The 21,690-nt window shown below is 43.7% G+C and carries 17 protein-coding genes and 6 pseudogenes; 14 read left to right on the top strand and 9 right to left on the bottom strand.

Translation table 11 applies throughout. The features are described from left to right. The first annotated feature begins 130 nt into the window (after nucleotides 1-130). From TT11_RS02395 to accC, 6 genes and pseudogenes are all read left to right on the top strand, one after another. The gene (locus tag TT11_RS02395; protein WP_261868949.1) at nucleotides 131-610 is read left to right on the top strand and encodes an EVE domain-containing protein; all 480 of its coding nucleotides are present in this window, start codon (nucleotides 131-133) and stop codon (nucleotides 608-610) included. A 376-nt stretch (nucleotides 611-986) separates the two neighbouring features. After that, nucleotides 987-1,145, top strand: a complete 159-nt coding sequence (locus tag TT11_RS16880) for a hypothetical protein (RefSeq protein WP_370587739.1) — start codon at nucleotides 987-989, stop codon at nucleotides 1,143-1,145. Then, a pseudogene (locus TT11_RS16875) lies at nucleotides 1,073-1,710 on the top strand (MATE family efflux transporter). The gene TT11_RS16880 and the pseudogene TT11_RS16875 overlap by 73 nt, the downstream one beginning before the upstream one ends. 7 nt (nucleotides 1,711-1,717) lie before the next feature. Then, nucleotides 1,718-2,353, top strand: a complete 636-nt coding sequence (locus TT11_RS16870) for an MATE family efflux transporter (protein WP_370587752.1) — start codon at nucleotides 1,718-1,720, stop codon at nucleotides 2,351-2,353. A 240-nt stretch (nucleotides 2,354-2,593) separates the two neighbouring features. After that, a pseudogene (accB, locus tag TT11_RS02385) lies at nucleotides 2,594-3,018 on the top strand (acetyl-CoA carboxylase biotin carboxyl carrier protein). A 125-nt stretch (nucleotides 3,019-3,143) separates the two neighbouring features. Next, nucleotides 3,144-4,513 (top strand): annotated as a pseudogene (accC, locus tag TT11_RS02380) (acetyl-CoA carboxylase biotin carboxylase subunit). Nucleotides 4,514-4,634: 121 nt separating this feature from the next. Here accC and TT11_RS02375 read toward each other — a convergent pair. Continuing rightward, the gene (locus TT11_RS02375; RefSeq protein WP_261868948.1) at nucleotides 4,635-5,267 is read right to left on the bottom strand and encodes a hypothetical protein; all 633 of its coding nucleotides are present in this window, start codon (nucleotides 5,265-5,267) and stop codon (nucleotides 4,635-4,637) included. Between the two features lie 217 nt (nucleotides 5,268-5,484). Beyond that, nucleotides 5,485-7,271 (bottom strand): annotated as a pseudogene (gene leuA / locus TT11_RS02370) (2-isopropylmalate synthase). A 221-nt stretch (nucleotides 7,272-7,492) separates the two neighbouring features. On the opposite strand from leuA, the gene TT11_RS02365 reads away from it, so the two are divergent. Continuing rightward, a complete protein-coding gene (locus tag TT11_RS02365; protein WP_201547308.1) occupies nucleotides 7,493-7,981 on the top strand; it encodes an Lrp/AsnC family transcriptional regulator in 489 nt (162 codons plus the stop codon). Nucleotides 7,982-8,108: 127 nt separating this feature from the next. Here TT11_RS02365 and TT11_RS02360 read toward each other — a convergent pair whose 3' ends face one another. From TT11_RS02360 to TT11_RS02330, 7 genes and pseudogenes are all read right to left on the bottom strand, one after another. Further along, nucleotides 8,109-9,242, bottom strand: coding sequence for a YbfB/YjiJ family MFS transporter (locus tag TT11_RS02360; protein ID WP_261868947.1), 1,134 nt, complete (start codon nucleotides 9,240-9,242; stop codon nucleotides 8,109-8,111). A 124-nt stretch (nucleotides 9,243-9,366) separates the two neighbouring features. Beyond that, the gene (locus TT11_RS02355; RefSeq protein WP_261868946.1) at nucleotides 9,367-10,710 is read right to left on the bottom strand and encodes an AarF/ABC1/UbiB kinase family protein; all 1,344 of its coding nucleotides are present in this window, start codon (nucleotides 10,708-10,710) and stop codon (nucleotides 9,367-9,369) included. A gap of 171 nt (nucleotides 10,711-10,881) precedes the next feature. Beyond that, a pseudogene (locus TT11_RS02350) lies at nucleotides 10,882-11,684 on the bottom strand (ThiF family adenylyltransferase). Nucleotides 11,685-11,731: 47 nt separating this feature from the next. After that, nucleotides 11,732-12,604: a peptide chain release factor N(5)-glutamine methyltransferase gene (prmC, locus tag TT11_RS02345; protein ID WP_261868945.1), complete on the bottom strand. Its 873-nt coding sequence runs from the start codon at nucleotides 12,602-12,604 to the stop codon at nucleotides 11,732-11,734. A gap of 44 nt (nucleotides 12,605-12,648) precedes the next feature. Continuing rightward, nucleotides 12,649-12,921: a hypothetical protein gene (locus TT11_RS02340; RefSeq protein WP_261868944.1), complete on the bottom strand. Its 273-nt coding sequence runs from the start codon at nucleotides 12,919-12,921 to the stop codon at nucleotides 12,649-12,651. Next, the gene (locus TT11_RS02335) at nucleotides 12,921-13,190 is read right to left on the bottom strand and encodes a hypothetical protein (protein ID WP_261868943.1); all 270 of its coding nucleotides are present in this window, start codon (nucleotides 13,188-13,190) and stop codon (nucleotides 12,921-12,923) included. Before TT11_RS02335 ends, TT11_RS02340 begins: the two co-directional genes overlap by 1 nt. A gap of 17 nt (nucleotides 13,191-13,207) precedes the next feature. Beyond that, on the bottom strand, nucleotides 13,208-14,563 hold the full coding sequence (locus tag TT11_RS02330; RefSeq protein ID WP_261868942.1) for an MFS transporter: 1,356 nt from the start codon (nucleotides 14,561-14,563) through the stop codon (nucleotides 13,208-13,210). A gap of 784 nt (nucleotides 14,564-15,347) precedes the next feature. Here TT11_RS02330 and katG point away from each other — a divergent pair. From katG to TT11_RS02295, 7 genes and pseudogenes are all read left to right on the top strand, one after another. Further along, nucleotides 15,348-17,532, top strand: a pseudogene (gene katG / locus TT11_RS02325) (catalase/peroxidase HPI). Nucleotides 17,533-17,914: 382 nt separating this feature from the next. Beyond that, complete coding sequence (locus tag TT11_RS02320) at nucleotides 17,915-18,844, top strand: LysR substrate-binding domain-containing protein (RefSeq protein WP_261868941.1); 930 nt, start codon at nucleotides 17,915-17,917, stop codon at nucleotides 18,842-18,844. Between the two features lie 204 nt (nucleotides 18,845-19,048). After that, on the top strand, nucleotides 19,049-19,366 hold the full coding sequence (locus tag TT11_RS02315) for a hypothetical protein (protein ID WP_261868940.1): 318 nt from the start codon (nucleotides 19,049-19,051) through the stop codon (nucleotides 19,364-19,366). Further along, complete coding sequence (locus TT11_RS02310; RefSeq protein WP_261868939.1) at nucleotides 19,353-19,841, top strand: hypothetical protein; 489 nt, start codon at nucleotides 19,353-19,355, stop codon at nucleotides 19,839-19,841. The genes TT11_RS02315 and TT11_RS02310 overlap by 14 nt, the downstream gene beginning before the upstream one ends. Then, nucleotides 19,817-21,175, top strand: coding sequence for a PQQ-binding-like beta-propeller repeat protein (locus TT11_RS02305; RefSeq protein ID WP_261868938.1), 1,359 nt, complete (start codon nucleotides 19,817-19,819; stop codon nucleotides 21,173-21,175). Before TT11_RS02310 ends, TT11_RS02305 begins: the two co-directional genes overlap by 25 nt. Continuing rightward, nucleotides 21,153-21,413, top strand: coding sequence for a hypothetical protein (locus tag TT11_RS02300; protein ID WP_261868937.1), 261 nt, complete (start codon nucleotides 21,153-21,155; stop codon nucleotides 21,411-21,413). The genes TT11_RS02305 and TT11_RS02300 overlap by 23 nt, the downstream gene beginning before the upstream one ends. Then, the gene (locus tag TT11_RS02295) at nucleotides 21,410-21,532 is read left to right on the top strand and encodes a hypothetical protein (RefSeq protein ID WP_261868936.1); all 123 of its coding nucleotides are present in this window, start codon (nucleotides 21,410-21,412) and stop codon (nucleotides 21,530-21,532) included. Before TT11_RS02300 ends, TT11_RS02295 begins: the two co-directional genes overlap by 4 nt. The last annotated feature ends 158 nt before the right edge of the window (nucleotides 21,533-21,690 follow it).

Genomic DNA, 21,690 nt, shown 5'->3' with positions numbered 1-21,690 from the left:
TATGTTAAAAACAGCTTCTACTAAGAACAGAAACTATTAAAAACGGGTTTGAGAATGAGTTAAGAGAAACTAACTCTGATAATTTTAAGAACAAATTGAAAAATAAATAAAAAAATCGAAGGATAGGTATATGGCGTATTGGTTAATGAAATCCAACCCTAAATTTTTTGGTATTGAAGATTTGCAGCGCTTGGGCACCGACGGTTGGGACGGTGTCCGCAACTACCGCGCACGTAATTTTATGCGTGATGATATGAAAGTTGGTGACAAGGTATTCTTTTATCACTCTAGCGCCAAGCCATCTGGAGTCGCTGGTACTATGACAGTTACTACAGCAGGGTATCCTGATCCTACTCAGTTTCACCCTGAACACCGTCATTATGATCCTATTGCGACTGAAGAGGAACCTCGCTGGTATATGGTCGATCTCACTTTTGAGCAAGCTTTTACAGAGGTATTACCACTATCAGAGCTAAAGTTTTTGCCAGCTTTGGAAGACTCGTTATTATTGAGGAAAGGCTGTCAGCAGTTAACAGTGATTCCATTAGAGCCCAAACATTGGCGATCGATTATGGATATGGCGGAGACACTTGAGTTGCTGCCGGATTAAACTCATTGAGTTGGCTATTATCTGTTGTTCATCAACTATGAAATAGAGTACAAAAAAACCTAAGATTAATACCTGTATAGCGGCGCTAAAGCGTTGACATCATAGTGTGGCTTCTTTACCATCTTACTATGTATATGACCTGTCAATCCACTACTTGGATCGACGGGTTATTTTTATTTTAGTGTCTTTATTTTTATTTTCATACTCTGCCTATCTACTTATGCAACATTATAAGCTTGCTCATATTATTTATCGGAGTATTATCGTCGGCACTACGCTCTCCTTGCTGCGTCAACCTTAATCGATTGATAGCAGTGTTTGTTTATTAATAATAACCTTAATAACAATTACCGCAAAGAATAAAAAGTTGCTTACCATGGTTTTTCCATTGTCTTTCAAAGATTTTAAAAGCTACAGCTTACGTTTAGGCGTACTTGCCCTCCCTATCTTAATCACTCAGTTTTGCCAAGCCGCACTTGGCGTGGTCGATGCCATCATGCAGGTCAAGTCTCAGCGCTTGATTTGGCTGCGGTAGCCGTTGGCTCTGGTATTTGGCTACCATTGTTTTTATTGGCCACAGGTGTGCTTATCGCAACCACGCCTCTGATTGGTGAAGCGATTGGTCAAGACCAGCACGGCCAAGTACCGCATATCACGCAGCAGTCCTTATGGACGCCAGTGTCATTGGCATTATCGGTTTTATCATTGTTAATTTGGCTCCCAATGTTCTTGGTATTATGGGTGTCCCAGAAAACATTCAGCCGATAGCAACGCAATATTTACATGGTGTTTCATTTGGTTTCCCAGCGCTCGCTGTATATGCTGTTCTACGCAGTTATTGTGAGGCATTGGGTCGTCCTGAGCCTGTGACTGTCATTAGTATCATTGGCCTACTCGCAGATATCCCCTTGAACTATATTTTTATTCATGGGTTATTTGGCATGCCAGAAATGGGCGGTGCAGGCTGCGGGGTGGCTACAGCGCTAGTATTATGGATAAATGTCCTATTATTGGCGGCCTATACTAGCTTCACGAAACGTCGCGAATTTGTGAGCACGCGATTTTTTTATGGCTTCTCTAGCCTAATCGTACACAGATAAAAAAAAGCTGTTAAAACTTGGTATCCCTATTGGTATCTCTATCTTCTTTGAAGCCAGTTTATTTAGCTTAGGCGCACTCGTTATCAGTCCATTGGGTGAGTTGGCAACAGCATCGCATCAAGTAGCACTGTCAGTGACCTCACAGCTATTTATGATACCGATATCTGTTGCCATGGCGCTCACTATCATGGTCTCCAATCGATTTGGCCAAAAAAACCTATTAGCACTGCGCCAAGTGCAAGCTACTGGACTGGTATGGACCGTATTGATCGCTTTGACTTGTATGCTTGGGATATGGCTATTCAGACCAGAACTGGCAGCAGCATTCACGGATAACCCAGAAGTTAGAGCCCAGTCTATGCATTTGCTTATCTTTGCACTTGCCTATCAATTATTTGATGGCTGGCAGGTTAACGTTGCTGGTATATTGCGCGGTATGCAAGATACCACTATACCGATGTGGGTAACGCTCTTCTGCTACTGGTTAGTGGCCCTACCACTTGGCGTCTATCTAGTGCGTTTCACTGACGTTGGCGCACAAGGATTTTGGATGGCGTTGATTACAGGTTTATTCTTATCATCTATTTTACTTACTTTGCGTCTACGCTATCAGCAAAAACGCTTAACTGTGCTATGGGGTTAAGCCAATTGCTTATGGATTGCATTTTATAATCATTGTCAGCGTCATTTGATCATACAGACTATGAAAAATCGTAGATATTTTCTTGCTAAAAAGATGGCTTACGTCAAAATATGTAAAAATTCTCAGTTAACAACTGTACATTGATTGCTCATTGCCCTGAATCTAGGTATCATTAGTAATTAATTAGACAATATTTAGTTACACTATTTCTCGAATTTAGTACAAGGCCAGATAAAAACTATGGATATTGAAAAAATACGCACCCTCATCGCCCTTATGGAAGAAAGTGAACTGGTTAATTTAGAAATCAGTTCTGACGACGAGCATATTAGCTTAACTCGTCACTATGACGCGCCTGCGCCAACTATGATGGCTGCCCCAACTGCGAACGCTGCTGCCGCTGTCGAAGGCAAACCTGCAGAAAAAGCGGGTAGCGTTGAGTCTTCACCAATGGTTGGTGTTTTCTATTCAGCACCAAGCCCTAATGACCCACCATTTGTGAAAGTCGGTCAAAAGGTTCAGGCAGGTGATACTTTAGGTATTATCGAAGCATGAAAATCATGAACCCGCTTGAAGCGACTCAAAGTGGTATTGTTGACGAAATCTTGGTAGATAACTCTGAAGTCGTACAGTTCGGTCAACCTGTCATACGCTATAAAGCGTAACGATATTTGCCATACTTTATTTCATTATGGCTGACTTTTGGTATATATACCGCGTCAATGCTAAATAACATGATGCTATGTATCGAAACTCAGTCAATGACTGACGCTTCGACAAGGATGAACCCATGATAAAAAAATTGCTCATTGCCAACAGAGGCGAAATTGCCCTGCGCATCGTCCGCGCCTGTAAAGCGCTAGGTATCGAAACGGTAGGTGTCTACTCTACTGCGGATGCCAACTTGATGCACTTGCGCTTTGTTGATGAGGCAATTTGTATTGGCAAGCCTAATGCTAACCAAAGCTACCTTGATATCAATACCATCTTAACCGCTGCTGAAATCACTGGTGCAGATGCTATCCATCCCGGTTATGGCTTTTTGTCTGAGAATGCTGAATTTGCTGAACAAGTAGAAGAAGCAGGATTGACCTTCGTTGGTCCTAATGCTGATCATATTCGCCTCATGGGCAACAAAGTTTCTGCCATCAACGCTATGAAAAAAAAGCGGGCGTACCAACCGTACCTGGCTCAGTTGGCGCTGTGACCCTGCATAATGCTGAAGAGCAAGCACGCAATATCGGCTTCCCACTATTGATTAAAGCGGCTTCTGGCGGCGGTGGACGTGGTATGCGTGTGGTTGAACGCTTTGACGAACTAATTGGTCAAGTACAAGCGGCCAAACAAGAAGCTGAACTCTGGTTCGGTGACGACACTGTCTATATGGAGCGCTATCTACAGAACCCGCGCCACGTAGAAGTACAGGTGTTGGGTGATGGTAATGGTAATGCTATCCATCTATATGACCGTGATTGCTCATTGCAGCGTCGCCATCAAAAAGTACTAGAAGAAGCACCTGCGCCTGACATCCCAGATGATGTACGTGAACCGATCTTAAAGGCGTGTGTAAAAGCTTGCGAGCTTGTTAAGTATCGCGGTGCTGGTACGTTTGAGTTTCTATTTGAAAATAACGAGTTTTTCTTTATTGAAATGAACACTCGTGTACAGGTTGAGCATCCAGTGACTGAGATGATTACTGGTATTGATGTTGTTGTCGAACAGCTCAAAATTGCTGCCGGTTACGGCCTGTCTTATCGTCAGAGTGAGATTGAGATTCAGGGTCATGCGATCGAATGTCGTATCAATGCCGAAGATGCAGCGACTTTCGTACCTTGCCCAGGTACTATCAGTCAATTGTTCACGCCAAGTGGTTCTGGTATCCGTTTTGACTCTCATCTATACCCTGGCTATGAGATACCGACCTATTATGATTCGTTGATTGGTAAGCTTATATGTCACGGTCAAACTCGTCAGCAAGCCATTGCTAAGACAGTACATGCCCTTGATGAGCTGATTATCGAAGGTATCAAAACCAATATACCTTTGCATCGTGATGTGATTTTGGCGGATGAGAACTTTACTCGTGAAGCGCAAAATATTCACTATCTCGAAAGAGAGCTGCTGACTGCGAATAAAGTTAAAAAAAGACTCGTAGGCTAAAATACTTATAGAGTTCGCTAAGTTTAATTAAAACAGCACATAAAAAACCGCTATTAATATAGCGGTTTTTATGTCATCAATAAGCTGTCAATCATACATAAAGTACAACGAGCATATCTAATTATGGCAACACTCTATTGAAGTTCATAAAGCATTCGTTACCATCAGGATCAGCGCACCATTGCATCTGGTTGCCATCATGATTGATAAATGCAATTAACGCTTCATCAGTCTGGTCGATCTGATTGCCTGAGCAATCCACTTCATTATTATCATAAACAGTCTTGATCGCAATAACTGGCAGCCCTTCTTCACGGTGAGTGACTAGATAGCGGCCGTATGTCCACTCTTTGCCACTAACAGACCACATCTCATTATCCGCACTAAAGTTATATAGCTCGCGGCACTGGTTAGACTGACCAACTGACGCAAGTAAGTTCTTACTAGTCGTTGGTTGAATGTTTAGAACCCGCTCTTCACTTTGAGTCAGTACGCCGCCATCCATGCCCGTCATCACCTTAGGCTCTACACTGCTAGGTTGTTGCGCAGTATTTGCCGACTGGTTAGCTTCCGCTTCCTTGGTCGTCATGGCTTGAGTAGAATGAGCGCTACTGTCCAAGTCTATTTCCCACTGTCCAGCAATGGCTGGACTAATATGAGTGGTGATGGTCGGCTTGGTAATAGCCTCACCGTTTGCAGGCAATGAAGCCAAAATAGATGCCAGTGTGAATGAAGCAAATGAGATAGGTTCCATAATTAACCTTTTATTTATAATATTTTAATATACACATTAGCGTAAGTCTTAGACACCAAAAACACAAGTAACATTATGCTATTGCTCATAAATCTATAGTCGGAATTTCATAGGTATTTATAGCAAAAAATAACGCCATCGCTTTACTTGCTAGAGACAAGGAGCGATGGCGTTATTAGCATACAGAATTTTGCGTGGTATCAATGACTACTTAACACTAAGCAGCTTCTGTATTTAGCGCTTGAGCAAAAGCTGACAACGCCCCTTTTAGCATGGCTGACACCGTACTGCTGCAAGTACCGATGCCTGAATACACTTCACCATCAACATTTAACTGAATGTAAGCAGCAGCGTTGGCATTGGTTTTGTTATCACTATTGGTATCATCATCGATACCATTACCGCTGTTATGATGCGGGTTAATCGCGTGCTCTGCATAGTTAATAATGTGTAGTGATTTGCCCGTATGCTGTGCAAGTCCGTCAATAAACGATGATAATGGACCGTTACCTGTGCCATCAATATTAATGGTATCGCTATTCATCTGCACCTGACCACTAAAGTAAACCGCGCCGCCTTTATTGTTGACGCTATAGTCTAGTAGTTCAAACTTACCCTGCTGCAAGTAAGTATCTTCAAAGGTCTGTAGGATTTCGTCATTTTGCAGCTCGCGTGCTGCCGCTTCAGCTTGTTTTTGTACCACACGACTAAAGTCAATTTGCATCCAACGTGGTAGATTAAAACCGTAGTTACGCTGCAAGATATATGCGACGCCACCTTTGCCTGACTGGCTATTGATACGTACCACGTCTTGGTAGCTACGGCCAATATGCGCAGGATCAATGGGTAGATAAGCCACGTCCCAGACATTGGCTGTTTTGCTCTGATTGCTTTCATTGTAGTCGAGAGATTTTTTTTGATAGCATCTTGATGTGAGCCACTAAATGCCGTAAAGACCAACTCGCCTACATAAGGATGACGTGGGTGCAATGGTAAGTTATTGCATTCGCTCACCACCTGTACGATTTCACTCATATTGCTAAAATCAAGCTCAGGATCGATACCTTGGCTAAACAAGTTCATGGCCATGACCATGATATCCATGTTACCTGTACGCTCACCGTTACCAAGCAATGTGCCTTCGATACGATCGGCACCTGCAAGCACACCCAACTCAGCTGCTGCTACGGCACAACCACGGTCATTATGAGTATGCAAGCTAACAATAACATGCTCACGCTGCGCTAGATGACGGCAGAAGTACTCTACTTGATCAGCAAAGACATTAGGCATAGATGCTTCGACCGTCGCTGGCAAGTTAAAGATAACTTCCTGACCCTGCTGTGGTTGCCATACGTCACACACTGCATCGCAAACCTCTACGGCATATTCAGTTTCTGTCTGGCTAAAACTCTCTGGCGAGTATTGAAATACCCAATCTGTCTCAGGGTATTTTGCTGCATATTCTTGTAATAGCTTAGCGCCTGCAATAGCAATCTCTTTGATTTCAGCTTTATCTTTGCCATAGACTTTTTCGCGTTGTACACGGCTGGTTGAGTTATAGACATGGACAACCGCACGTTTTGCACCTTTTAACGATTCAAAAGTACGGGCAATCAAATGCTCGCGCGCTTGTACCAATACTTGTAGCGTTACATCTTCAGGTACGTGGTTTTCTTCGATAAGCTTACGCGCAAAGTCAAACTCTACCTGCGCCGCTGACGGAAAACCAATCTCAATCTCTTTAAAACCAACATCTACTAAAGTCTTAAAGAAACGCATTTTTTGTTCAATGGTCATCGGATCAATCAGTGCTTGGTTACCATCACGCAGATCCACACTTGCCCATATCGGTGACTTCTCAATCGTCTTGCTTGGCCAAGTACGATCTGGCAGCGATGGCGCAAATGCAAATGGACGGTATTTACGGAAGTCAAAAGCGGCACTTTTTGGTGTAATCTTTGCAGTCCCTGTGGCTGCAGTGTGCGTGGCTTGGTCAGACATAATCAATCCTTAGATGATATGGTTGTTTATATATTTAGCTAGGCGATTAGCTGTTGATTAGATCAGTATTTATCATACGAGATAACTAGTGTTCATACCATAATAATATCAAAGTTTAACAGAGAGAAACCTGCTTTCTTTTACTTTATTTTCTGTTATTTTAGTGGAAAAACACAATTTAGACATTATAATCGAATAAATTCACTATTAAGGCTTAAGAAATGCCAGATAATCATATTGATAGTATAGGGACTGCAGATATAGACGAGACAGATAGACAGTTGCTGCGCTTATTGCAAACGCAGGCGCGCATGAGTATTACTGAACTTGCTGAACGCGTCAACCTGTCTGCCACCCCTTGCGCACGTCGTATAAAGCGCTTAGAAGATGCAAACATAATCACTGGCTACCATACCAAAACCGATGCGCAAAAACTTGGCTATCCACTGGCCGTGTTTATCGCTATTAGTATGGATCGTCATACAGCAGAACGTTTTGAGCAGTTTGAACGCAAGGTTCAGAGCTTTGAAGAAGTCATCAGCTGTAGTATTGTCACAGGTCGCACCGAAGACTATCTAATTAAGGTCAGAGTACGTGATATGACACATTACGAAGAGTTTTTATTACATCGTCTCAATCGTATCGAAGGCGTGGCTCAAGTTCATACCAGTTTTGAATTACGAGAAGTATTTAGCCGTAGCGTGGTTTAGACGATCTATGCGGTCGTTGTCGACTGTCGACGAAACCATACCAATAGTACAAATCCAATCATTAATCCAATAGCAGCGACAAGTAAGCCTGCATTGAAATTACTATCTTGCCCTGCCAGTGCCACTGTTACCAAGGTCCTAAAAACTGCCCCAATGCATAGGCCAACGTCGCTAGAGCAATCAGTAAATTAGAATAGGCCGGATTAATATTTTTAAATAGCGTTAGTGTCATTGATACCATACCGACGAAGGTCAACCCTAAAATCGCAGCATTACCATACAATCCAAGTGCACCATCAAACCATATAGGCAAGCACATGCCAAATGCTTGCAATACTGTTAGCCCCATTAAGGTTTTTATTTCACCGATACGTTTGGCAAGCGCGCCCCATAGGGGGTTTGACAACATCGCAAAAATACCAACAACCAACCAAATCATGAGTCCAGCATACGTCTGTGTTGTTAGACGTTGTGCTGCCATAACGGGTAAAAAAGTTGCTGAGCTGATATAACCAAACCCTGCCAGTACGTAGCTGACAAAAAGTAAAGCAAGCGCTTTATGGTGTCCAGAAATTGCTTCGTATAAGGAGCGTTTAAAGTTTACATAGGTCTGGTGCACTGACACGTGTTGTTTGGCATCAATCTGCTGTGAATCAACAGCCCGTACTTGTCTTGGCTTTATCGCATACAGTAGCCATACAAGCGGCAAACTGGTGACACCTGCGACCAGCCAAATTACATCGAAGTGATAGCCTAGTTTTAATAGCCACCACGTCACGATGGCAGAGGCGCTAATACCAACGCCAATACCTGCATAGTGGACTGCTGACAATACAGAACGGCGCTCAGGGCTAAGGGTTTGAATCACAAAAGATGAGCTTAGAATCATCGCCACACCACTTGCAATGCCTGCAATTAAGCGAATGATATACCATAGCGTGAGCGACATATTTGGTATGACGAGTAACATCGTGGTGACAACACTGATAATCGCCCACAGCGTCATCGCCTGCCATGTCGAGCGCTGAGGCACAAACATAGCGATAAGAGCACCAATAAAGTAACCGATATAATTGATTGATGCCAGCCAGCCTGCAATCGTCGTTGATAACGACAATTGCACCATAATATCAGGTAAGGTGGCGGTAAACAGAAAGCGGCCATAGCCCATAACGACTGCCATGCAGTACATACCGATACAGGCAATGGCAGCTTCGTTGGTAATCGTCGGGATCATACGGCTTTTAAAAGCAGTCATCATGACAGCGCCATTTTTGTGGCAATTAGCACACAATCCTTTGTGTTAGACAGTCAAAAGCAGTAGTAAAAAAGCAAGAATAAACAGTTATTAGATATGTTAGGTCGAGATAAAATATCAGCAAAAACTATGATACATCTAACGCTGGCGTCTCTACTGTATCCTGTCCTAGCATTTGTACCCGCTGATCGCTAAACATGTCCATGTCTGGAGCTAGCGTACGCATAAACCGATCAAAGTACAACATCTGTTTGGTTAATAGAGCAAAGTCGCGTGGGAAATGGATGCCATGACGTTTACCAACTTCGACAATCTCAAGCATCATTTTATTCAGCTCATCGGCTTGTTCTTTACTATTGAAAGGTACACCACTGGTAAAGGTTTTATCTTCTGCCATGATGGTTGTCATCATACGCTGTAAGTCATTCCCCAGTGCAGCCACATCGACTTTATTGCCACCATGCGTCATTTCCATATCAATCATATGCCGAGCCATGGCTTGATAGTCACTGTCTTGCATGGCTTGCATCATGCCCATACATGCACGCCAGCTCTCAGCTTTGAGCTTACCGACGATACCAAAATCTAAAAATCCAATACGGCCATCGGTCAATAGCATCAAATTACCAGCATGCAAATCAGCATGGAAACTATTGCACAGCATGAGACTAGCAAACCATGTGTTTAACGTGTCTGCCATGACTTGAGCAGGATCAGCGCAGTATTGACGCATGAGTGACTCATCCACCATAGAGACGCCATAGAGACGGCTCATCGTTAGCACACGCTTGGTAGTCAGCTCTTCATAGACAGTTGGTGCAACGACACGAGTATTACCTGATACCGCTAAGAACTGTTGAAAATCGCGGATGTTCTGGGCTTCGGCGATAAAGTCCGTCTCGGCAAGCATACGCAGGCGAATCTCATCAATAATCGGTGCAATACTCGCAAACTTCATTGAAGGCATTAGTATTTCAAGTAGCTTAGTTACGCCATGCAATACACCCAGGTCAGTCTGCATGATGGTTTCGACACCAGGCTTTTGTACCTTTAGCACCACTTCATCGCCATTGTGCAACCGTGCTGCATGCACTTGAGCGATAGAAGCCGAGGCTAGCGGCTCTGAGTCAATATGCGCAAACGTATCATCAAGGGTCATGCCATCAGTCGCTAGTTCTTCTTTTAGCACTTGCTCAATATAAGCATAAGACAATGGCGTGGTTTGATCCAAGCAGCTCTGAAAAGCCTTGACATAATCACGTGGAAACAATGACGGCGTACTGGCGATAAATTGACCGATTTTGATATAGGTCGTGCCTAACTGCTCAAAAGTTTCTTTGAGTAGCATCGCGTCAGGTTTCTCACCTTTTGCCACTCTTAACGCAGACAGACCTGCTACGCTCGCTGTTTGGCGAACACGGTTCATAACATTAAAAGTATGCTTTAATAAATGCGGACGATGAATTTTCATAAAAAAACAACTATGGTAATAAGAGGGATGTTTGAAGATAGGCAATACAATATAAAAATGCGTTAAAATCAGATTATTCAGTTATAGTCGGTTCAATATAATTTGGATACAAGGAAGGCGAGTGAAAGTACTACAACTCGTAGACTAAGCAAGCCTGACACCGTATCCAATTTATAGAGGATTGACTATAGGACTGCTACAGACTGGACACTGTGGGTCTTTTCGATAGCCCATCAGCCGCTGCTGCATCTGACTACCATCCCATATGAGCAGCTTGTTTGTCAGTAGATTTTTGGTTAATCCTAAATATTGCAGTGCAGTATTGGCTTGCAAATTGCCCATGACGGCAGTGGTACTGGCTAGCACACCAGAGTTGGCACACGTACGTTCGTCAGCGGCTTCGTCAAGCACCACTGAGCCAAACACGCAATGATAGCAACCAGTATCGAGCTGAGGTTCGAACAGTGCTAACTGCCCTTGCATCGCAATTGCTGAGGCAGATAACAAGGGAATCTGGTAGCGTACACTAATACGATTGATGATGTCGCGCGTGGCAAAATTATCCGTACAGTCTAAGAGTAAGTCAGGCTTGCCTGCTGCCATATCGAGCAATTCATAAGCGTTGTCTTCATCTAATCGTGCGACTGTGCCGCGAGTCTTTATCAAAGGATTGATGCGCGCTAACATATGCGCTGCGGTCAGTGCTTTAGACTGACCAACATCTTCTGGCAAAAACAGCGTTTGCCGTTGTAGATTGCTCGCCTCAATCTCGTCATCATCAATCAGATGGACATAACCTATCCCAGCACGCACCAATGTCTCAGAAGCAGGACAACCAAGCCGCCTGCCCCTATTATGACCACACGTGCTATCTTTAGTCGCAGCTGAGCATCCATATCCCAACCGTCTAATAAAACTTGTCGAGCATAACGGAGCAGCTCGTCATCTGATAGCTTTACCTTCTCTTCTACCATATTCATCTACAACCTATAATCAAAGAAATCTACTACCAAAAAACTATCTATTGGACTTGCCCTAGCGTGACGCGATCATTACCACCGTAGTCTTTTACGGTATGTACCGACTCAAACCCATTGTCTAGAAACAGCTGCCGAACCGCATCCCCTTGATCATATCCATGTTCAATGGCTAATAACCCACCTGTACGGAGATATGTCGTTGCCTGCTGGACGATATGTTCGATATCAGCCAAACCCTGATTGGGCGCACTGAGCGCACTAATCGGTTCAGCTATTAGACCTGCCAAATGCTCGTCTGTCTCATCAATATACGGAGGGTTAGAGACGATGATATCAAACTGCGGCTCATCGTAAATAGGTAACGCTTGATACCAACTGCTTTGGACAAACTCAATACTGGCAACATTATTGCTCACGGCATTATGCTGAGCAACCTTAAGCGCCTCTGACGATAAATCGACCGCCACGATTTGCCAATTAGCGTGCTTTAACTCATGAGCAAGACTAATGGCGATACAACCTGACCCTGTGCCCAAATCTAACAATCGCTTATTATTAAGTTGTGCTGGCTGAGCATTTATCCAGTTCAATACTTGCTCAACCAATACCTCGGTATCAGGTCTAGGAATCAAGGTATGCTCATTGACATTAAAATTAAGTGACCAAAATTCTTGCTGCCCAGTCAAGTATGCAAGCGGTATGCCTTGCTGCATCTTATTCACACCATCACTGAACTGTGCAAGCTCGCTGTCACTCAGCTGGTAATCTTCATCCGTCATCAACGCTATCGCGGGCTTATCAGTGACATGTAACAACCAGTCCGTTAGCCAAAACGACGGCAGCTGGTTGCTCGTATTATCATTTGTCAGTTGTCCAATGTGTTGCTTAATTTGACCGATGGTTGATGCTGACATAAGTCACTCTTAAAAATAATAGAAAGATCAGTAAAGGGCCTAAACTACTCTGATGCGCGTGGCGGCTCTTTGGTATCGGTCAGGTTAGGATTGGTTTTGCTCAGTTTGTCACCTACCCCATTGCCACCGCTGCCATCATTATTGTCATCGCCATAAATATCGTCGTTATCACCAATGACAATATGTCTATCAACAAAGTAGATCAGTGCCAGAATTGGAATACCGATAGCAAAGGTAAAGATAAAGAAAAACGGATAACCCATATTATCGACGATAGCACCAGAATAACCACCCATCACTTTTGGTATCAACGTCATCAATGAGGAAAAATCGCATACTGTACAGCAGTAAAGCGAATCGAGGTTAGTGCTGATAAGAAAGCGATGAATACAGCACTCGCAAGGCCCGCAGCCAAGTTATCAAATATCACTGCCATATACATGATTGGCAGGCTACCTGGGTTATATGTCAATACTACAAACAACAGGTTAGTCGCACACGCTAAAATTGCACCAATCATCATGGCATGCATAATACGGAAACGTTGAGCCAAAATCCCGCCCAAGAAGCCACCTGCAATTGCCATAATCACACCGACCAGTTTTACGGCATTGGCGATATCTGTTTTGCTAAAGCCATATCTTGATAAAACACGTTGGAGATCACGCCTGCGACGATATCTGAGATGCGGTATAGACCAATCAAGGCTAATAGCAGCAAGGCTTTTTTGCCATAACGTCGGAAAAAGTCTAAAACAGGCTCGATCCATGTTGCCATGGCCACTTCTTTTTTTACCAGTCCTACTTGTACCAGGGCATAACCTGCGGCCATCGCCGCGCCTAGGCTTACTAATAAGTGCAAGGTTTCTACAAAGAAGCTAGAAAACGCGCCTTCGAACTCTGGTAAGACTTGTCCCATCAATATATAAGCAGCGATAAAGGCAATCACTGAAAAAACAAACAACGCTACCAGTCTGACGTAGTCTTCACGAGTTTCAGCGACCAACGGAGCTTTGTTAATGATTTTTGGTTGATTGATAATAAAGTACAGTAATAACAATGGCGCGCACGCGACCAATGCTAAAAAGTAAAATTTAATCGCTGGCATTACCATTAGTGGTATCAAGGCCACTGTGCTATCAAATACTGTATTGATCAAAATATTAATCAGGTAAATAACACCAAACAGCAGACCTGGGATAAGCAGTAACGCCGAATAAATTAGGAATACTTTTAAGTTACCCTTCTGCTTTTTACTTTGCAGGGTCTCAGCGGTTGGCTCATAACTAGCAAACGTCGTTAACACCCCTAAGGTCATGACTCCTGCCATGATGTAATAGGTATTGCGCCATGCTTCATAACTATAAAACGTCTCATTTGAGCCGAAATAATCAGCCAAATATAACGCGCCTGCCCCTGCGACAATCATACCGATACGGTAGCCTGACACATAGATAGAGGACAAGATAGACTGCATAGACGGCGGCGCAAGCTCAATACGGTACGCATCAATCACGATATCTTGCGTCGCAGAAGAGAACCCAAGCAGCACGGCCGCGCCTGCCATATAAACCAAGACATCTTCGCTAACAGGATTTACCCTTGCCATCAAAAAGATTGCCAGCACGATAAGCAGCTGTGATACCACCATCCAACTACGACGACGCCCCAGCCACTTGGTCAAAAACGGTACAGGGAGCGCATCAATCAATGGCGCCCAAATAAACTTGAACGAATACCCCAGTGCTGCCCAGCTGAACATAGTGACGACACTACGATCAATGCCTGCTTCTCTCAGCCATAGCGACAGACTTGAGAAAATCAGCAGAATAGGTATACCCGCTGAGAACCCCAAAAACAGCATAATAATGACACGAGGATCGAGATAAGCTTTTGTAGCCTCGCCCCATGACTTTTTGGCAATTGGTTGATTGGGCGGTACAGATTTGACAGCAGACATAATAACTCACCAACAATTCAGACAAAGAACACAACCGCGCACAATTTTTATCAATCTTTAGAATCAGTTATCGACAAAAGGATCGATAAAAATTGCTCTACGTTGCACCAATATTATGATTACAACAAAATCCAGTTATGGTACTTGAGAACCTTTATCTTGACTAGATGTTTTTGCATTAACTTAGCGATTGCAGGCCATGTACAATCGCTTATATTTCTTAATAGTAACGCAAAAAACCGCAGTGTTTTACCAAGGTTATCTTAGCTCTCTTTTTTTATTGCTAATTTCTATTTTGAAGGATGTCTGACAATGACATTATTTATAGGTAATATAAAGGTAGTAGTAAAACTGACGCAGGCTTGATTGGTTAGGTGCACTCTATTGGTTTACTCTTAACTGGCGATGATAAGCAAGGGCGTTAATAATGATTGAGATAAACAAAACATCAAGTATTTTATGATTGGTAATTTAAAACTTATAATTCTTATATATTAGTTTTATAAATCCACTCAGCTTAGTTATGCTTTGTACATAAACAACGACTACCGAGATTCACGGTTTGTTCTTTCGATTATCATAGCCTAGGAGTTATACCATGTCCGACTCAACCAATAACACCACCGACAAAAACACTGCCCCAGATGCTGCTCGTTGTCCTGTAGATCACGAAAGCAACAATAATAATGCGCCTACTAACACAACCTATGAGCAGGGTGATGGTCAAGGCCCAACGATCCATAGCGAAAACGTTGATAACTCGCACGAGCCTCAGCGTCCTAGTATGGGTGGCTGCCCTGTTATGCATCAAGCGCACACTACCACTGCTTCTGCTGCGACAGATTGGTGGCCAAATGCTCTAAACTTAGACATATTGCATCAGCAAGACAAAAAGACTGACCCAATGGGTGAAGACTTTGACTATGCTAAAGCTTTTAAACAGCTAGATCTAGAAGCGGTCAAGACTGACTTAAAAAAACCTAATGACTGAGTCACAAGAATGGTGGCCAGCTGACTGGGGACACTATGGTGGTTTGATGATTCGTATGGCATGGCATTCAGCTGGTACGTATCGTCGTTCTGATGGTCGCGGCGGTTCTAATACTGGCAACCAACGCTTTGCACCATTGAACAGCTGGCCAGATAACGTCAACCTTGATAAAGCACGTCGTCTATTGTGGCCAATCAAGAAAAAATACGGCAATAAATTGTCTTGGGCTGATTTGATGATTTTGGCAGGTAACATGGCTTATGAGTCTATGGGTTTTAAAACTCTAGGTTTTGCTGGTGGTCGTGCTGATATCTGGCATCCAGAAAAAGACATCTATTGGGGTTCTGAGCGCGAATGGCTAGCTGCTACCAAAAACCGTTACGACAGTGATGAAGAGCGCGAATCATTAGAAAATCCTTTAGCTGCTGTGCAAATGGGGTTGATCTATGTCAACCCAGAAGGTGTCGATGGTAACCCTGACCCACTAAAGACTGCTCAAGATATGCGTACTACCTTTGCTCGTATGTCAATGAACGATGAAGAGACTGTCGCTCTAACCGCTGGTGGACACACCGTTGGTAAATGTCACGGTAATGGTGATGCAACGATATTAGAAGATGAGCCAGAAGCCGCTGACATTAAAGAGCAAGGTCTAGGTTGGCGCAATCCTAAAGGTCGTGGTAATGCAGGTGATACCGTTTCAAGTGGTATCGAAGGCGCATGGACCACCAATCCAACTGAGTGGAACTATGAGTACTTTGATTTGTTGTTCAACCATGAATGGGCGTTGACTAAGAGTCCAGCAGGTGCATGGCAGTGGGAACCAACTGATATCAAAGAAGAAGATCGTCCGTTAGATGCTCATGATCCAAGTGTTCGCCGTAACCCAATCATGACTGATGCAGATATGGCATTGAGCAAAGATCCTATCTATCGTGAGATTTCAGAGAAGTTCCATAACAACTCAGAGTACTTTGATGAAGTATTCGCTAGAGCGTGGTTCAAACTGACTCACCGTGATTTGGGACCGAAGTCTCGTTACTTAGGTGCCGACGTACCGAGCGAAGACTTTGTATGGCAAGACCCTATTCCTACAGGTAATACGGACTTGACTGCTGATGATATTGCAACGCTAAAAGCACAGATTTTAGACAGTGACATTAGTCGTCGTGAGTTGATCATTACAGCATGGGACAGCGCTCGTACCTTCCGCGCTTCCGACTATCGCGGCGGTGCCAACGGTGCACGCATCCGTTTAGCCCCACAAAAAGACTGGGCAGGCAATGAGCCAGAACAATTGCAGCGTGTGCTTGAGACATTGACCAGTATTCAGTCTGGCTTTGAGAAAGACGTTAGCTTGGCAGACCTTATTGTATTGGCTGGTAACGCCGCTATTGAACAAGCAGCAAACGATGCAGGCGTAGATATTACTGTACCGTTTAGCCCAGGTCGCGGTGATGCTGACGCTGAAATGACTGACGCCGAATCTTTCGCTGATTTAGAGCCGCTACATGATGGCTATCGTAACTGGATTCAGGGCGACTATGCGGTATCACCGGAAGAGATGCTGCTTGATCGTACGCAGCTAATGGGATTGACAGCGCCTGAGATGGTCGTATTGCTTGGTGGTATGCGAGTGCTTGATACCAACCATGGTCAAAGCCAACATGGCGTCTTTACTGAACGTGCTGGCGTGCTTACTAACGACTTCTTCGTCAATTTAACGGACATGAACTATACATGGCATCCTGTAAAAGCAGCAGACAACACTGCTAATAGCTACGAAGTACGTGAGCGTGGTACAGGAAACGTCAAATGGCAAGCAAGCCGTGTAGACTTGGTATTTGGCTCTAACTCTATATTACGTGCTTATGCTGAGCTATACGCGCAAGATGATAACTTAGAGAAATTCGTTCGTGACTTCGTCCGCGCTTGGAACAAGGTTATGAATGCAGATCGCTTTGATATTGCTAAATAAGCTGAGTTTGAAGTTGGTCAGTATCAACTGATTAACAGTAGTAAATATTAATAGTAATAAATAACTTTATAACTAACAAACAGCTATCTTTTAGAAGGTAGCTGTTTTTTTATGCTCAATAATGACCGTTCTTTATGAATTGTTAGATCAAGTTACCTCACTGAATAAAGAAGCATTCACTTACTAAGCAGCATTTACTGAACGAATATTTTTTTAGCATTGCAAAATGCAAATTCTATATTCATAATTATCATAAATTGATAGCTATTTATTATATACAAGAATAATAGCTTTGTTTTACACTACTTTATTACTGTATGTTCAGACATTTTTACTTTCATATACAGACGAGGTTTGTATATTTATACAATAGGATTAAGTTATGGCAATCGACGTAGTGGTCAACCAACGGCATTTGCAGATTCAGCTCAAACAGCTAGAAACAGTATGGCATACGGTGATTAACGGTTATAACTTAAGCCAAGCGGCGACCGTGCTACATACCAGTCAATCAAGCTTATCAAAGCATATTGCTGCGCTAGAAAACCAGTTAAAGACGGAAGTATTTGTGCGTCAAGGCAAACGCCTGACAGGACTTACCACTATGGGCACAGCGCTTATGCCACATATCGAGTCTATCTTTGCTGAAATTCGTACCATTGAAAACCTAAGTTTAGACTTTAATAATCCTAATATCGGTACGCTGACGATTGCTACCACTCACACGCAAGCGCGTTATGTACTGCCGCAAGTGGTTAAAGAGTTCAAAGATCGTTTCCCTAAAGTAAATCTGATTTTGCAACAGGCAGATCCTGAGACCATCGCTCAGATGGTCATCCGCGGTCAAGCCGATATCGGTATTGCCACTGAGTCCTTGCTGCATAACAACTATTTAAGATGCTACCGTTACTATGACTGGACGCATCGCGTTATCGTACCGAGTGATCACGAACTGGCTAGCCAAGAGTCTATCGACTTGCCCACGCTTGCCAGCTATCCGATTGTGACCTATCACGGTGGTTTTACAGGACGCGGCGCGATTGACAAGACGTTTGATGAAGCAGGACTGGAGCCAGATATTGTATTAGCGGCGCTCGATGCCGATGTGATCAGCACCTATGTCGGTCTAGGCCTAGGTATTGGTATCATCGCAGAAATGGCATTTGAGCCAAGCCATTATCAAAACCTGACTGCCATACCCGTCGATCATTTTGGTCGCTTTACCAGTTGGATGGCGGTACGCGATGATGCAGAAATCCGTCAATATGGTCGCGCTTTCATAGAGCTATGTCAAAAGCAATTTGCAAATTAATGAGCATTTGTTAAATAAAGTATCTCAGACTTGCTCACCCTTACTAGACTGAGCTGTGGATGATAAAATAGATTCTAGAACGTTATTCAATGTTTCTTTTATATATCATTCACACTTGTATTGATATTTGGTCGAATGAAATTGATTTGCGACTAAATATCAATACATATTAACTTGCTCTTTTGTAAACAGGTGATACCGCTCATGGAAAAATTCGTAGCGATCATTATGGCAATTTTTGCCGCCCCTCTACTCATTGGCGGCGCTTATTTATTGTCCTTAGGCGGTAGTCCTTACTACCTCATTGCTGGCGTCATTATACTAACGACAGCTTTTTTATTGTTCAAAAAAACACTGGAGTGCTTACGGGTTATATGCACTATTTATCGTAGCAACCATGGCTTGGGCGCTTTGGGAATCTGGGTTCTATTGGTGGGCACTAGCACCTCGAGTTGGCTTCCCGCTTATATTTGGTTTGCTCATGCTACTGCCATGGGTATCCAACAAAATGCGTGGGCCTAAAACTCAAGTAAACGCAAATGCTGCAGCTAATGCATCAACCACAAATACTGCTAAGAAAAGCCCTCTGTATTATTGGGGACTGCTCGTAAGCGTAATCGTAGGTGCACTACTCTCTTTTGGTAGTCTAGCTAATAATGCCACTGACAAACTCGGTGAGCTTAACTTGACTGCTGCAAATGATGACGAGCAAAACGTCAGCTCAGATGAGACTTCAGCCAACCTTGGTGACCCGTTATCAAACGGTCAGCAAACGCCAGATGGCGAATGGAGCGCGTATGGTCGTACTGATTATGGTCAGCGCTACTCACCTCTAGATAAAATCAATACCGATAACGTCAAAGATTTAGAACTGGCATGGCAAATCCAAACAGGTGATGTCAAAGGTCCTAACGATGTCGGTGAGACCACTTATCAGGCAACACCATTAAAGATTGGCAACGGTTTATACTTATGTACCCTCACAACTGGGTACTAGCGCTAGATGCCGACTCTGGTGAGACGCTGTGGAAGTTTGATCCTCAAGTAGAGGAAAACTTACAACGTCAGCACCAAACCTGTCGCGGCGTATCTTATTATGCGGGTCAAGCGACCAGCCCCGTGCAAGTACAGAAAATTGCTGGTAATACCTTTGAAAATGCATCTAAGCAATGCGATGCCAAGATATTTATCCCAACGTCTGATGCGAAGTTGTATGCACTCGATCCAAATACTGGGCAACGCTGCCAAGATTTTGGTGATGATGGTGCATTAGACTTGATGCATAACATGCCGTTCAATCAAGCAGGTTACTATTATTCTACGTCACCACCAGTTATCGCGGGTGATACTATCATCGTCGCTGGTGCTGTCAATGATAACTATGACGTCAACTCGCCTTCTGGTGTGATCCGTGCGTATGATGTCAATACCGGTGAGCTTCTTTGGAACTGGGACTCAGGTGATCCTGACAATACAGCACCTTTCGATGTCAATGATCCAACCCAGACTTATAAGACCAGCTCACCAAATTCATGGTCAGTCGCTACTGCCGATGAAGAGCTTGGATTGGCCTACTTCCCTATGGGTAACCGCACACCGGATCAGCTAGGCAGCTACCGAAATGCCGCTGAAGAAAAGTATGCAACGTCTGTTGTCGCTCTAGATATCGAGACTGGTGAAGCACGCTGGGTTCAGCAGTTTGTCCATCATGACCTTTGGGACATGGACACGCCTGCGCAGCCAACCTTACTTGATCTAGATACGGCCGATGGTGTACAGCCTGCGCTAGTTGTACCAACCAAACAAGGTGATGTATACGTCTTGAACCGCGCAACGGGTGAGCCTATTGTACCGATTAAAGAACGTCCTGCACCGCAAGGCTATCTCATAGCGGGAGAGCACGCAGCGCCAACTCAGCCTTATTCTGGCTTGAGCTTTGAGCCTGAACCACTGACTGAAAAAGACATGTGGGGTGCCAGTCTCGTCGATCAAATGATGTGCCGTATTGAGTTCAATCAGCTCAACTATGATGGTCGCTATACCCCGCCATCAACAAATGGTAGCTTGGTCTATCCTGGTAACTTTGGTACCTTTAATTGGGGCGGTATTGCAGTCGATCCTGAGAATGGCGTGATGTTTGGTATGCCGACTTACTTGGCATTTACCTCAAAACTCATTCCTAGAGACACGTTGGGCGATGCAGAGACCAATAAAGGCGAGCAAGGCGTCAATGCCAATGAAGGTGCAGATTATGCAGTAGAATTGGGGCCCTTCTTGTCACCATTAGGCGTACCTTGTCAGCAGCACCATGGGCACAATCGCTGGTGCTGACCTAGCCACAGGTGATATCGCTTATCAACGCAAAAATGGTACGGTACAAGACTTGTCTCCTATTCCTATCAAACTGGAACTGGGCGTACCTGGTATCGGTGGACCTATCATCACTAAAGGCGGCGTCGCATTCTTGTCAGCGGCGACAGAAAACAACTTCCGAGCTTATGACTTAAAAAAAATGGCGACGTGCTATGGAATGTCCGTATTCCAGCAGGTGGTCAAGCCACGCCAATGACTTACTTAAACTCTAAAGGTGAGCAAATGGTCGTATTGGTTGCAGGTGGTCATGGTTCAGTTGGAACAACCATCGGTGATTATGTCTTAGCTTACAAACTTAGCGACCAAGATAAATAATGTTGCATTTGGTTCTTAAGATAATGATTATTTAATTTATCATTATCTTATAATCTTATAATTAGAGAAGCAGGTAACTTAGGTTGCCTGCTTTTTTTAATGCCATCTTTTTTTAATGCCATAGTATAATGCTGCTAAATCCTTTTATTACCTTACTT

The organism is Psychrobacter sp. JCM 18901, assembly GCF_000586435.1.
Classification (GTDB): Bacteria; Pseudomonadota; Gammaproteobacteria; order Pseudomonadales; family Moraxellaceae; genus Psychrobacter.
Note: the sequence above shows the minus strand (reverse complement) of the source record. Positions and strands in the feature narration are given on the sequence as shown.